This is a genomic window from Xanthomonas sp. D-99 (assembly GCF_017746145.1).
GTDB lineage: Bacteria > Pseudomonadota > Gammaproteobacteria > Xanthomonadales > Xanthomonadaceae > Xanthomonas > Xanthomonas cissicola.
Genome location: NZ_JAGHWU010000002.1, coordinates 107,586 through 119,394, shown reverse-complemented (window position 1 = coordinate 119,394; position 11,809 = coordinate 107,586). Strand labels below are relative to the sequence as shown.

Below are 11,809 nucleotides of genomic sequence, written 5' to 3'. Positions count from 1 at the left end.
TTAGACAACCTCGATGCTGATCTGGAGCGTGCTGCTCAGCGTGGACGTCAGCGCAGCCTCCAGACGCTGCCTTCCGCACCAAAGTACCTCGCGCGCGTCAGGCGAACGGGTATTGAAGCGAAGCGATAGCTGGTCCGGCGAAAGCCGCAAAAACAACGTGGTCTGTGCGACGACCTCTTGATCGATATCCAGCCAGGCTTCCCAGCTGCCTGCGCTGCGCACTGGCGTGGCGTTGCAGAACTCGGCCACGCGCAGCGCGATGTGGTCGATTGCCATCTGGGCGCGTTGGGTGCGTATCCACTCGGTCGCGATCTGTCGCCCTACCGTGCCATCGTCGTTGCCTTGGGACGGCGCCAGGTGTTTCGGCCCTTCGATACTTGATGGCGTGTCCGTTTGCATGGGCGCGCCGTCATGCGCCTCGGTGAAGCTCTCCTCGGCGTCAGGTTCCGGTCGATCTTCGTCGCACTGCGGTGGCAACACCATGCAGGGAAGCGCGAGCTGGGCGCTGCGCAGGCGCTGACGCAGTTGCAGGAAGCTGGAGCGCTGCGCCGACCGAGCCGGCGTGGCTGCAGCCGCCGGCCGCTGCAGTGCGCCGCTGACCGGCAGGATGCGCACAGGGCGGAGCGGCGGCTTGCGCATCACACCACCACTCTGCCGATCGGTTGCAGTTGCACCTCCGAGCCCAACTCCTGGAACGAGTAGACCTGCAGCCACGTCAACCGTGCTTCGATCATGCGGCGCACATAGCGGCGTACGTCCATCGACGCTACCACCGCCAGCGGATGCTGCGCCTGATCGCCGACGATGCGTTCGACCTGTTCGACAAGCTGGTTCGCCTGCTCGGGCGGAAGTGCCAGGAAATTTCCGGCCGCGGTCGCGCGAATCGATTGCCTGATCAGTTGTTCCACCGCATGGTCGAGCATCACTGCAGGTAGCTGCCCAGTGCCTGCGGTTGCGGTGTGCGCAAGATAACGGCCCAGATCGCAGCGCACATACTCGGTCAACATCAGAAGATCCTTTTCCTTCGGACCCCATACCACCAGACTTTCCAGGATGCTCTTGATATTGCGCACCGGAATCCGTTCTTCCAGTAGGCGTCGCAACACATCGGCTATGCGCTGGGCGGGCATTGCTTTGTTCACCTCCGCAACCAGCCCGGGGTAGTCCACGGCCACCTGTTCCAGCATCCACTGGGTTTCCTGGATACCGACGAACAAGTGCGCGCGTGCATGCAGGGGTGCGATGGCCTGCCGCGCCAATGCTGCCTGCATGTCATCGGTGTTCTCCAATTCGGCGCGTGTCTCGGGGACATCGTGAATCAACACCTCGTATTGCATGTCGTGCAGGGACTCGCTCTGCCAGATCGCGATCCCGGGAAACGGCAAACCCAGCAACTCGACCAATTGGCGGCGCTCGCTTTCGATCGCCTGGTCCAGCCGCGCAGGGTCGAGCTGAGCGGCCAGCTGCGGCGACAGCCGCATCGACAAAGGCGAGGCGAAATCGGGGGCGTTCTTGCGAATATGCGGCGCCTCGCCTTTGGCACCTTTCCGGCTCGTCGACGGCAACTTGCGCTGATCGGTACCGCTGATGTCGCGTTGCTTGCGCCAGATCGTATAACCGCCGGCGCCGACGGCCGCTGCCAGCAACAGGAACAGCGCGGCCGGAAAGCCAGGGACGAACGCGAAGCAGGCCAGCAGCACGCTCGCTGCCATCAGGGCACGCGCGTTGCTGGTGAGCTGGCGGCCGATATCGAGCCCGAGCGAGCTGAGCCTGGTCTCGTTCTCGTTGGCCACGCGGGTGATCATGACGCCGGCAGCCACCGATATCAGCAGTGAGGCGATCTGCGACACCATGGCATCGCCCACCGACAGAATCGCAAAGCGGTTAGCGGCGTCGCCGGCCGTCATGCCGTGGTACGTCACGCCGACCACGATGCCGGCCAGGATGTTGACCATGGTAATGACCAGGCCGGCGATCGCATCACCCTTGACGAATTTCATGGCGCCGTCCATGCCGCCGTGCAGTTGGCTTTCCATGGCCAGCCGCGCGCGTTTGCGGCGTGCCTCATCTGCGGTCAAGTTGCCGCCACGCAGGTCGGCATCGATACTCATCTGCTTGCCGGGCATTGCGTCCAAGGTGAAGCGCGCACCGACTTCGGCAACGCGTTCGGAGCCCTTTGCGATCACGATGAACTGCACCGTGGTGATGATCAAGAAAACCACCAGGCCCACCACCAGATTGCCGCCGACCACCAACTCGCCGAAGCTCTCGATGATATGGCCCGCCTCGGCATGCAGCAGGATCGACTTCGTCGAGGCGATATTCAGCGACAACCGCAGGAGCGTGGTGAACAGCAGCAGGGAAGGAAACGACGAGAGCGAGATCGAGTCGGGCACATACATCGTGACCATCAGCAGCACCACGCTCAGGGTGATGTTGATGCCCAGCAGCGTATCGATCATGGGCGTTGGCAGCGGCAGGATCATCAGCCCGATGACCGCCACCACCAGGGCGGCGATGGCCACTTCGCCGCTATAAGCGAAATATCTCGTCGCGCGAACGCGGTCTCCTAGCATGGCAGGGCTCCATCGCCGTCGTCGTGGTCGCGACCGAGCTCATCGACCCAGCGCAACACCACCGCAACCGTTTCGAACAAGGGCTCGGGGATTGCATCGCCCAATTCGACCTGGTACAGCGCACGGGCAAGTGGCGGATTGGCGACGATCGGGATGCCCTGGTTATGCGCAAGGGCACGCAGTTCCAGCGCACCATCGTCCACGCCCTTGGCAACGACCTGCGGTAGGCCGAAGTCATCGGGCTCGTAGGCCAATGCCACTGCGTAATGGGTCGGGTTGACCACCATCACCTTGGCCTTGGCCACGCGTTCGCGTGGGTCGCCGAAGACCAGTTCCTTGGCAAATTCCTTACGCTTGCCCTTGATTTCGGGGTCGCCTTCGCTTTCCTTGAATTCGCGCTTCTGCTCGTCCTTGCTCATTCGCTTGTCGCGGATGAACAGCCAGTGCTGCACGCTCCAGTCTGCTGCGCCCACCAGTACGAACAGCAGCACGCCCAGTGCGAAGAGCATGCCCAGGGTGTGCCAGGCAATCTGGGCAATGTCGAGCGGTGTTTCGTAGGCAAGCCCGATGATCATCGGCATGAGGGCGCGGATACCGACCCACAGCACCACGCCAATCAAGATGGCCTTGATAATCAACTTCAGTAAGTTGATGAGACTTCGCAACGAAAAGAGTTTCTTGACCCCGGCAGCGGGATTGAGGGAATCGAACTTGGGCGCCACCGGCTTGAGCGAGGCATTCAGGCCGGTCTGGAACGCACCGCCTGCCACGCCAGCTATCAGGCATGCAGCCAAGAATGGCAGCATCAACAGCAATCCCTGGATGCCGAGATGGCCGAGTGCGCGGTTTATTGCGGCTGCATCGCGTGTATTCTCCGGGAAATCGAAGCCGATCGTCATCAATGCGCGCACGTGATCAGCGAAGTAATCGCCGGCCGATTTCATCACCAATAACGCGCCGAAGAGCACTGCGGCTGCAGTGACGTCCGGGCTGACCGGCACTTCCCCGTCCTTGCGCGCATCCCGCAGTTTCTTCTCGGTCGGCTTCTCGGTTTTTTCTTCCGACATTGCCCGCTCCTTCCGCGATCGCTGCGACCCCGATTGTGGGCAGCTGTGGTCGAGCGATCCGCGTGCCAGGCGAATGTGTGGATAGCCTGGCGAAGCCGGAATGATTTGTTCGCCAGCGAATTCCGATATTCGCTTCCGAAGGCATCTGGCCGCCGTGGCGCGCGTAGCTTTCCCCACGTGTACGGTCCGCATTCCATTAAAACGAGGTGCAGTGTGGAGAAGATTCAATGTCCCGGGTCGGTCGTGAGTGGGCTCATCGAACTGATCACGGTCGGACTCACCCATGACAAGATTCAGGACGCTGCCGCGGTCCTGGCCGCAGTCCGGGTACTGCGGCCAGACCTGAAAGCGCTCGACACGTTCGATGCATGGATTTCGATCAAGCGCGGCAATTACGTGGAAGGCGCGCGCCTGCTGCGCGAGCTGGAGGGCGACGCCGGCTCCAAGCCGATGTGCAGGGCCTTGTACGCCTGCTGCCTGTTCGCGATGGGCGACCAGTCGTGGCATGGCATTGCAGACGGGCTGATCGAAGAAGACGCCGATGCCGACGCCGTTGCCCTGGTCAAGGCGCTGTCCGGACGAAAAACCCCAACGGCCGCGCCGGCGGAAGCGCCGGTTGAATCTTCAGCACCGATGGAAGTTCCAAATTCGCAATACCTGCGTGCCTGAGTGACGCCAGTCCCGACCCCATAGGAGTATGCGATGACGCTCATTCCTCCTGTCCAAGCAATTGCCGGCACCGGTGCTGCCGCGACCCAGGCGCTGTCGCCGGTGGCAGCGCCCAACCAGGCGCTGGTGAATCGCTTTCAAGCGCTGATGCAGTCCTCCAGCCCGTTGCCGCCCGCCATGCAGAGGGTGGGCAACCCGAGCATGATGAGCCGGGTGGTCGATGTGCAGAACGATGGCGTGCGCACCATCGCCGAGCATATCGATGCCTTCAGCATGCAGGCACCGACCATGGGGCTGCAGGAAATGGCAGCGCAGCAGATCAAGTTGATGCACGAGCTGACCATGGTCGGCTTCAACCTCAATGTCAGCGTCGGCGTGGCGCAGTCGGGAAAGAACGCCGTGCAGACACTGGTCAAGAACCAATAGCATGCGCGCGCTGAGATACCTGGTGGTGCTGCTGGTGGCGCTGCTGCTGTCTGCGTGCAGTCAGCAGCTGTATTCCGGGCTCACCGAAAATGATGCGAACGACATGCTGGAGGTGCTGCTGCATGCCGGCGTAGACGCGTCCAAGGTCACTCCGGACGATGGCAAGACCTGGGCGGTGAACGCACCGCACGATCAGGTGTCCTATTCGCTGGAGGTGCTGCGCGCGCACGGCTTGCCGCATGAGCGGCATGCCAATCTCGGGGAGATGTTCAAGAAGGACGGGCTGATCTCCACACCCACCGAAGAACGCGTGCGCTTCATCTATGGCGTGTCGCAGCAGCTATCGCAGACCTTGTCGAATATCGATGGGGTGATCTCGGCCGATGTGGAGATCGTGCTGCCCAACAACGACCCGCTCTCCACTTCGGTCAAACCGTCCAGCGCTGCGGTGTTCATCAAGTTCCGCGTCGGTAGCGACTTGACCAGCCTGGTGCCCAACATCAAGACAATGGTCATGCACAGCGTGGAAGGACTCACCTACGAAAACGTCAGTGTGACGCTGGTGCCGGGTGGAGCGGACAGCGATGCGCAGTTCACCGTCTCGGCACCGCCGAAATCTTCACCGTGGCCGTGGTTGGCCGGATGTGCGTTGGCGTTGGGTCTGGCGGTTGCGGCGGCGCTGTATTGGTGGCCAAACCCGCAGGCGGGCCGCTGGGGCGGCTGGCAACGCCTACGCGAGTTGACGAAAGGCAAAGCCGGGTGAGCACGGGATGGACAACACGCGGATCGACACTGCAGCACGATGTGTTCAGCGTTGGACGGACGCGTTGGCGCATCTGGCCGAATCGCTGGACCCCGCACGGGTGGCGCATTGGCTTGGCCCGGTGGCAGCGTCGGGCTGGGCAGTGGCGCCCGTGTACTGCCGTAAGCGGGTAATCCAGGCGTGGTCGGGGTGGTCGGGAGTATCGCCGTCTGCACTCGGCCTGCAGGCGAATCAACTGGCCCTACTGACACCCGCGCAATTGGCGCAGGTCCTGATCGCGCGGGCGCTGTTTTCGCGCGGATTGGCCGTGCGTCGTTGTATCGAGCGCGAACGTCTGGACTGGCTCGAACAGTGTGTGGGGCCGGCCGTGCTTGAGCATGTGCGCCAGAACGCGTCCGCCGGCCTACCCGTGCCCTTGTTGCCACGCGATGCCGACCAGGCAGCGTGGGTCGGCGACGGTTGGCGTCGGATGCAGGCCGATGGCGTCTGGTCCAATCCGGTTGTTGCCAAGCTGCTGGCGTTGTCCTTGCCGCTGGACGCCGCGCAGGTGACCACCGTCGCAGCAGACGGGGCGAGCGATGCCTTCCTGAGCGCGCTTCCCACCCTGATGCCGGAGGCGTCATGCGTCTGTGGTTGAGGTCAACGCCCGATGCGATCGGCTTGGAGTGCGATGTCATTCTGCGCGAGGCGCTGGCCTCGGTGTTGACGCTGGATGCTGCCACTGCCGAGGTGCACGCACGCTGCGAGCAGGCCCTGAGCCAGGCGCAGACACGGGCACAGACGCTGATCGACGAGGCCAAGCAGCAGGCCGAAACGATCCTTGAGGATGCGCGCCAGAAGGCCGAGCGCAGCGCACGCCTGGGGTATGCAGCCGGTCTGCGACGCCAGCTTGATGAGTGGAACGAATCTGGCCTGCGCCATGCCTTTGCCGCCGAAACGGCCGCGCAGCGGGCACGTGAGCGCCTGGCAGAGATTGTGGCGCGCACCTGCGAGCACATCATCCTCGGACACGATCCTGCGGCGCTGTATGCGCGGGCGGCGCAGGCCCTGGAAGGTGCCCTGGACGAGGCCAAGGCCCTGCGCGTCAGCGTGCACCCCGACGCGGTGGACGCTGCGCGGCGCGCCTTCGACGCGGCCGCCACCGAGGCGGGCTGGACCCTGCAAATAGAGCTGTGCGGCGATGCCGACCTGGCCGTGGGCGCCTGCGTGTGCGAATGGGACACGGGCGTGTTCGAGACCGATCTGCGCGATCAGCTGCGCAGTCTGCGGCGCGTCATTCGTCGTGTATTGGCTGCACCGGAGGAGCTTGCGGATGCTGGCTGAGACGCCCCTGCTGGAGACAACGCTCGAGCGCGAGTTGGCCACGCTCGCGTTCGGTCGTCGCTATGGCAAGGTGGTCGAAGTCGTCGGCACCATGCTCAAGGTGGCCGGCGTGCAGGTCAGCCTGGGCGAGGTGTGCGAGTTGCGCCAGCGCGATGGCAGCGTGTTGCAGCGGGCCGAGGTGGTGGGCTTCAGTCGCGATCTGGCGTTGCTGGCGCCGTTCGGCGAGCTGATCGGGCTATCGCGCGAGACGCGCGTGATCGGATTGGGCCGCCCGTTGGCGGTGCCGGTCGGACCGGCCTTGCTGGGGCGCGTGCTCGACGGCCTGGGCGAGCCGTCGGACGGGCAAGGAGCCATCGCCTGCGACACCTGGGTACCGATCCAGGCGCAGGCACCGGACCCGATGCGTCGGCGGCTGATTGAACACCCCATGCCGACCGGCGTGCGGATCGTGGATGGCCTGATGACGCTGGGCGAGGGCCAGCGCATGGGCATCTTCGCCGCAGCCGGCGTCGGCAAGAGCACCTTGATGGGAATGTTCGCGCGCGGTACGCAGTGCGATGTCAACGTGATCGTGCTGATCGGCGAGCGCGGACGCGAGGTGCGGGAGTTCATCGAGCTCATTCTTGGCGCCGATGGTCTGGCGCGTAGCGTCGTGGTTTGCGCAACCTCCGATCGCTCGTCGATCGAGCGCGCGAAGGCCGCCTATGTCGGCACCGCCATCGCCGAGTATTTCCGGGATCGGGGCCTGCGCGTTCTGCTGATGATGGACTCGCTGACGCGCTTTGCCCGCGCGCAACGCGAGATCGGTCTGGCCGCCGGCGAGCCGCCCACACGCCGGGGCTTTCCGCCATCGGTGTTCGCCGAGTTGCCGCGCCTGCTCGAACGTGCGGGCATGGGCGAGAGCGGCTCGATCACCGCGTTCTACACCGTGCTGGCCGAGGACGAGACCGGCAGCGATCCGATCGCCGAGGAAGTGCGCGGCATCCTCGATGGGCACCTGATCCTCTCTCGCGAGATCGCGGCCAAGAACCAGTATCCGGCGATCGACGTGTTGGCCAGCCTGAGCCGGGTGATGAGCCAGATCGTCCCATCAGACCACTCCCAGGCCGCCGGCCGGTTGCGGCGCCTGCTCGCCAAGTACAACGAAGTGGAAACGCTGGTGCAGGTGGGCGAATACCGCGAGGGGAGCGACGCCGTTGCCGACGAGGCGATCGATAGGATCGATGCGATCCGCGACTTTCTCAGCCAACCGACCGACCAGCTCAGTGCGTACGAAAGTACGCTGGAACAGCTGGCCAGCGTGACCGACGATGCGTGAGCCTGCCCACACCTGGTCGGTGCTGCATCAGCTCAAGGTGCGCCGCAGCGAGCGCATGCAGGAACGCCTGAGCGAGTGCAGGCGTGCGTTGGAACACTGCGACCGCGAACTTGCCAGGTGCAGACAGGAAGCAGAGGCTTGCACCACACGCTTGGCCGATTGCGATGCCGCACTGATGGACAAGGCAGGTGTGGGGGCGTCGATCGACGTTGATACGATCCTCCAGCATGAACGCTTTCGCACCGTGCTGGTCGAGGCCTGTCGCGCTGCGGAGCAGGCGCAGGCAGCGGCGGATCAGTCGTTGCAGAGCGCCCGCGACGAACTGGCGTCCGTGCAGCAGGCACTGAGCAAGCTGCAGGCACAGGCGCAGGTATACGCAGACAAAGCCGCCAGTGCGCGCCGCGCCCGACAGGCGCAACGCGACGCAGCAGAAGAGGAAGACGCAGTCGAGGCACTGGTCGCGCTGCGTTCGCACCGCGCCACGCAGAGGGGCGCGCGATGAACGACGCCACCGATGCCTTGCTGGCCATTTCCTCGCAGGGCGTGTCGCTATTGGCCCTGCTGGCACTGTGCGGGGTGCGTGTGTTCGTGATGTTCATCGTGCTACCGGCAACGGCGCAGGACAGTCTTCCCGGGATTGCACGCAACGGCGTGATCTACGTCCTGAGCTCGTTCATCGCCTATGGGCAACCGGCCGATGCGCTGGCGAAGATCCAGACGGTCGGCCTGGTCGGGGTGGTGTTCAAGGAGGCCTTCATCGGTCTGCTGATCGGGTTCGCAGCATCGACGGTGTTCTGGATCGCCGAGAGCGTTGGCCTGCTGATCGACGACCTTGCCGGCTACAACAATGTGCAGATGACCAATCCGCTCAGCGGCCAGCAAAGCACGCCGGTGTCTACGGTGCTGCTGCAACTGGCCATCGTGTCGTTCTACGCATTGGGCGGCATGTTGCTATTGCTGGGAGCGTTATTCGAATCGTTTCGCTGGTGGCCGCTGACCCAGCTTGGGCCGAACATGGGGTCGGTTGCCGAATCGTTCGTGATCCAGCAATCGGACAGCATGATGACCGCCGTCGTCAAGCTGTCCGCACCGGTGATGCTGGTGCTTGTGCTGGTGGATCTTGCGATCGGCCTGGTGGCGCGAGCGGCCGACAAACTCGAACCGTCGAACCTGAGTCAGCCAATCCGCGGGGTGCTAGCGTTATTGCTGCTCGCCTTGCTGACCAGCGTCTTCGTCGCGCAATTTGGCGAAGCACTTGGGTTCCTGCATTTCCAGCAGCAATTGCACGATGCCGCCAACGTCGGTGGTAAGGGAGGCGCGAGGCACTGATCTTTATTGAGACATTCCCGGCTTTGCACTTCCTACACTGGTCGTTACCGACTTTTTCACTTGCCTAGCAGAGGGAACGCCATGGCTCCTGCCTGTACCACCGCCCACCGCCGACGTGCTCCAATGGCCGCCGTCCTGATGCTCAGCCTGCTGCCGCTGCTGTCGCCACATGCCGACGCCGCCCAGGTCCCGTGGCATTCGCGCACGTTCAAATACGTCGCCGACAACAAGGATCTCAAGGAGGTGCTGCGCGATTTATCCGCCAGCCAGTCCATCGCCACCTGGATCTCGCCGGAGGTGACCGGCACGCTGAGCGGGAAATTTGAAACATCTCCACAGAAATTCCTCGACGACCTGGCGGCCACCTACGGCTTTGTCTGGTACTACGATGGCGCGGTGCTCAGGATCTGGGGTGCGAACGAATCCAAGAGCGCGACCTTGAGCCTGGGGACTGCATCGACGAAGTCGCTGCGCGACGCACTTGCGCGCATGCGCCTGGACGATCCGCGCTTTCCGGTGCGTTACGACGAGGCCGCGCATGTGGCGGTGGTCTCCGGACCGCCAGGGTATGTGGATACCGTTTCGGCCATTGCCAAGCAGGTCGAGCAGGGCGCGCGTCAGCGCGATGCCACCGAAGTGCAGGTGTTTCAGCTGCATTACGCGCAAGCGGCCGACCACACGACGCGCATCGGCGGTCAGGATGTGCAGATTCCAGGCATGGCCAGCCTGTTGCGCAGCATGTACGGCGCACGCGGCGCGCCGGTCGCGGCGATAGCGGGGCCTAGCGCCAACTTTGGCCGGGTACAGCCGATCGGCGGTGGGTCCTCCAATACATTCGGCAATGCGGCACAGGGTCAAGGCGGCGGAGCCAGCGGCATCCTCGGGCTGCCTTCGTCCTGGTTCGGCGGCGCCTCGTCGTCCGATCGCGTGCCGGTCAGCCCGCCGCTACCCGGTAGCGGAGCTGCTGCGGCTGCGGGGTCGCCCGCCAGCGTCTGGCCGGAACTCAGTAAGGGACGGCGCGATGAATCCACTCCCATCGACGTCGGTGGTGGAGCAGAGCTGGCCTCCGATGCGCCGGTGATCGAAGCCGACCCGCGTACCAATGCCATCCTGATCCGCGATCGACCCGAGCGGATGCAGAGCTATGGCACCCTGATCCAACAGTTGGACAATCGGCCCAAGTTGCTGCAGATCGATGCCACCATCATCGAGATCCGCGATGGCGCCATGCAGGATCTCGGTGTCGACTGGCGCTTCCACAGCCAGCACACGGACATACAGACCGGCAACGGCAGTGGCAGCCAGTTGGGCTTCAACGGCGCATTGAGCGGCGCTGCCACCGATGGCGCGACCACCCCGGCTGGGGGCACTTTGACGGCCGTGCTGGGAGACGCCGGACGCTACCTGATGACGCGCGTGTCGGCGTTGGAGACGACCAACAAGGCCAAGATCGTGTCTTCGCCCCAGGTGGCGACGCTGGACAACGTCGAGGCGGTCATGGACCACAAGCAACAGGCATTCGTCCGGGTCAGCGGATACGCATCGGCAGATCTCTACAACCTCTCCGCCGGGGTGTCGTTGCGGGTATTGCCCAGCGTGGTGCCAGGCTCGCCGAACGGTCAGATGCGTCTGGATGTGCGTATCGAGGATGGCCAGCTTGGATCCAACACCGTGGACGGCATTCCGGTCATTACCTCCAGCGAGATCACGACCCAGGCTTTCGTCAATGAAGGCCAAAGCCTGCTGATTGCAGGCTACGCCTACGATGCCGACGAGACCGATCTGAATGCGGTGCCGGGTCTGTCGAAGATTCCGTTGCTCGGTAACCTGTTCAAACACCGGCAAAAAAGCGGGTCCCGCATGCAACGGCTGTTTCTGCTGACCCCGCACGTGGTGTCGCCCTGATGGTTCGCGAACAACCATCGGTGGGCGATCAGAGGTTCGCTGTGATGGCCTGACATTGGGCGCATGCCATCGGCCGAATCCTGCAGGAATTGTTTGAGGGATCATCAGGCGGGCCAAGTGATTGGTGCGGATGGGTATCGACCCAGGGCGCCTGAGACCGCCACCTGGATGGGCATCGGTGTTGCCTGGAATCAGCATGTGTCACTCGCACATGTTGGTTCTGATGCGATGCCCAAGCCTGCCTGGGCGATCACCTGGCAGGCTTCTCGCCTGCGCAAGACAAGATCCTGCCAGTCAGCTCGGCATCTGCGCTAGACGGCACGAGGGCAGAGCGGCGTCTACGCTCTTGACTGGCAGCGATTGCGCCCGATTGCAGCGACATGCCTGGGCCGGCAGCAGTGTGCATGGCCGGTGCGAAGGTATGGAGGCTCTA

Annotated in this window: 12 protein-coding genes; 9 read left to right on the top strand and 3 right to left on the bottom strand. The window is 63.8% G+C overall.

Features of this window, described 5'->3' with window-relative positions:
• From sctP to sctU, 3 genes are read right to left on the bottom strand one after another with little or no spacing between them, the layout of a single operon-like run.
• Positions 1-639: a type III secretion system protein SctP gene (sctP, locus tag J7360_RS01040; protein ID WP_057658843.1), complete on the bottom strand. Its 639-nt coding sequence runs from the start codon at positions 637-639 to the stop codon at positions 1-3.
• The gene (locus J7360_RS01035; protein ID WP_057658841.1) at positions 639-2,576 is read right to left on the bottom strand and encodes an FHIPEP family type III secretion protein; all 1,938 of its coding nucleotides are present in this window, start codon (positions 2,574-2,576) and stop codon (positions 639-641) included. The genes sctP and J7360_RS01035 overlap by 1 nt, the downstream gene beginning before the upstream one ends.
• Positions 2,570-3,643 (bottom strand): type III secretion system export apparatus subunit SctU, encoded by a 1,074-nt coding sequence (sctU, locus tag J7360_RS01030; RefSeq protein WP_057658839.1) that lies wholly within the window; start codon positions 3,641-3,643, stop codon positions 2,570-2,572. The genes J7360_RS01035 and sctU overlap by 7 nt, the downstream gene beginning before the upstream one ends.
• Positions 3,644-3,856: 213 nt before the next feature.
• Here sctU and J7360_RS01025 point away from each other — a divergent pair, with 213 nt between their 5' ends.
• The 9 genes from J7360_RS01025 to sctC all read left to right on the top strand — a co-directional run bounded on the left by J7360_RS01025 (position 3,857) and on the right by sctC (position 11,376).
• On the top strand, positions 3,857-4,312 hold the full coding sequence (locus J7360_RS01025) for an HrpB1 family type III secretion system apparatus protein (RefSeq protein ID WP_057658837.1): 456 nt from the start codon (positions 3,857-3,859) through the stop codon (positions 4,310-4,312).
• 33 nt (positions 4,313-4,345) lie between these two features.
• Entirely contained in the window at positions 4,346-4,738 is a 393-nt protein-coding gene (locus J7360_RS01020) for a type III secretion protein HrpB2 (RefSeq protein WP_057658835.1), read from the top strand.
• A 1-nt stretch (position 4,739) separates the two neighbouring features.
• Complete coding sequence (gene sctJ / locus J7360_RS01015) at positions 4,740-5,501, top strand: type III secretion inner membrane ring lipoprotein SctJ (protein ID WP_057658833.1); 762 nt, start codon at positions 4,740-4,742, stop codon at positions 5,499-5,501.
• Between the two features lie 7 nt (positions 5,502-5,508).
• Positions 5,509-6,138, top strand: a complete 630-nt coding sequence (locus tag J7360_RS01010; protein WP_057658832.1) for a type III secretion protein HrpB4 — start codon at positions 5,509-5,511, stop codon at positions 6,136-6,138.
• Complete coding sequence (gene sctL / locus J7360_RS01005; RefSeq protein WP_057658828.1) at positions 6,123-6,824, top strand: type III secretion system stator protein SctL; 702 nt, start codon at positions 6,123-6,125, stop codon at positions 6,822-6,824. The genes J7360_RS01010 and sctL overlap by 16 nt, the downstream gene beginning before the upstream one ends.
• Positions 6,814-8,142, top strand: a complete 1,329-nt coding sequence (gene sctN, locus J7360_RS01000; RefSeq protein ID WP_057658827.1) for a type III secretion system ATPase SctN — start codon at positions 6,814-6,816, stop codon at positions 8,140-8,142. Before sctL ends, sctN begins: the two co-directional genes overlap by 11 nt.
• Entirely contained in the window at positions 8,135-8,644 is a 510-nt protein-coding gene (locus tag J7360_RS00995) for a type III secretion protein HrpB7 (protein WP_057658825.1), read from the top strand. The genes sctN and J7360_RS00995 overlap by 8 nt, the downstream gene beginning before the upstream one ends.
• The gene (gene sctT, locus J7360_RS00990; RefSeq protein WP_057658823.1) at positions 8,641-9,471 is read left to right on the top strand and encodes a type III secretion system export apparatus subunit SctT; all 831 of its coding nucleotides are present in this window, start codon (positions 8,641-8,643) and stop codon (positions 9,469-9,471) included. The genes J7360_RS00995 and sctT overlap by 4 nt, the downstream gene beginning before the upstream one ends.
• A gap of 81 nt (positions 9,472-9,552) precedes the next feature.
• Positions 9,553-11,376 carry a type III secretion system outer membrane ring subunit SctC gene (gene sctC / locus J7360_RS00985; protein ID WP_057658820.1) on the top strand — a complete coding sequence of 608 codons (1,824 nt, stop codon included), beginning with the start codon at positions 9,553-9,555 and terminating at the stop codon, positions 11,374-11,376.
• The last annotated feature ends 433 nt before the right edge of the window (positions 11,377-11,809 follow it).

Excerpts from the sequence above, each read along its gene's own strand:
- sctP (WP_057658843.1), bottom strand. The coding sequence starts at position 639 with ATGCGCAAGCCGCCGCTCCGCCCTGTGCGCATCCTGCCGGTCAGCGGC.
- J7360_RS01035 (WP_057658841.1), bottom strand. The coding sequence starts at position 2,576 with ATGCTAGGAGACCGCGTTCGCGCGACGAGATATTTCGCTTATAGCGGC.
- sctU (WP_057658839.1), bottom strand. The coding sequence starts at position 3,643 with ATGTCGGAAGAAAAAACCGAGAAGCCGACCGAGAAGAAACTGCGGGAT.
- J7360_RS01020 (WP_057658835.1), top strand. The coding sequence starts at position 4,346 with ATGACGCTCATTCCTCCTGTCCAAGCAATTGCCGGCACCGGTGCTGCC.
- sctJ (WP_057658833.1), top strand. The coding sequence starts at position 4,740 with ATGCGCGCGCTGAGATACCTGGTGGTGCTGCTGGTGGCGCTGCTGCTG.
- J7360_RS01010 (WP_057658832.1), top strand. The coding sequence starts at position 5,509 with ATGGACAACACGCGGATCGACACTGCAGCACGATGTGTTCAGCGTTGG.
- sctL (WP_057658828.1), top strand. The coding sequence starts at position 6,123 with ATGCGTCTGTGGTTGAGGTCAACGCCCGATGCGATCGGCTTGGAGTGC.
- sctN (WP_057658827.1), top strand. The coding sequence starts at position 6,814 with ATGCTGGCTGAGACGCCCCTGCTGGAGACAACGCTCGAGCGCGAGTTG.
- J7360_RS00995 (WP_057658825.1), top strand. The coding sequence starts at position 8,135 with ATGCGTGAGCCTGCCCACACCTGGTCGGTGCTGCATCAGCTCAAGGTG.
- sctT (WP_057658823.1), top strand. The coding sequence starts at position 8,641 with ATGAACGACGCCACCGATGCCTTGCTGGCCATTTCCTCGCAGGGCGTG.
- sctC (WP_057658820.1), top strand. The coding sequence starts at position 9,553 with ATGGCTCCTGCCTGTACCACCGCCCACCGCCGACGTGCTCCAATGGCC.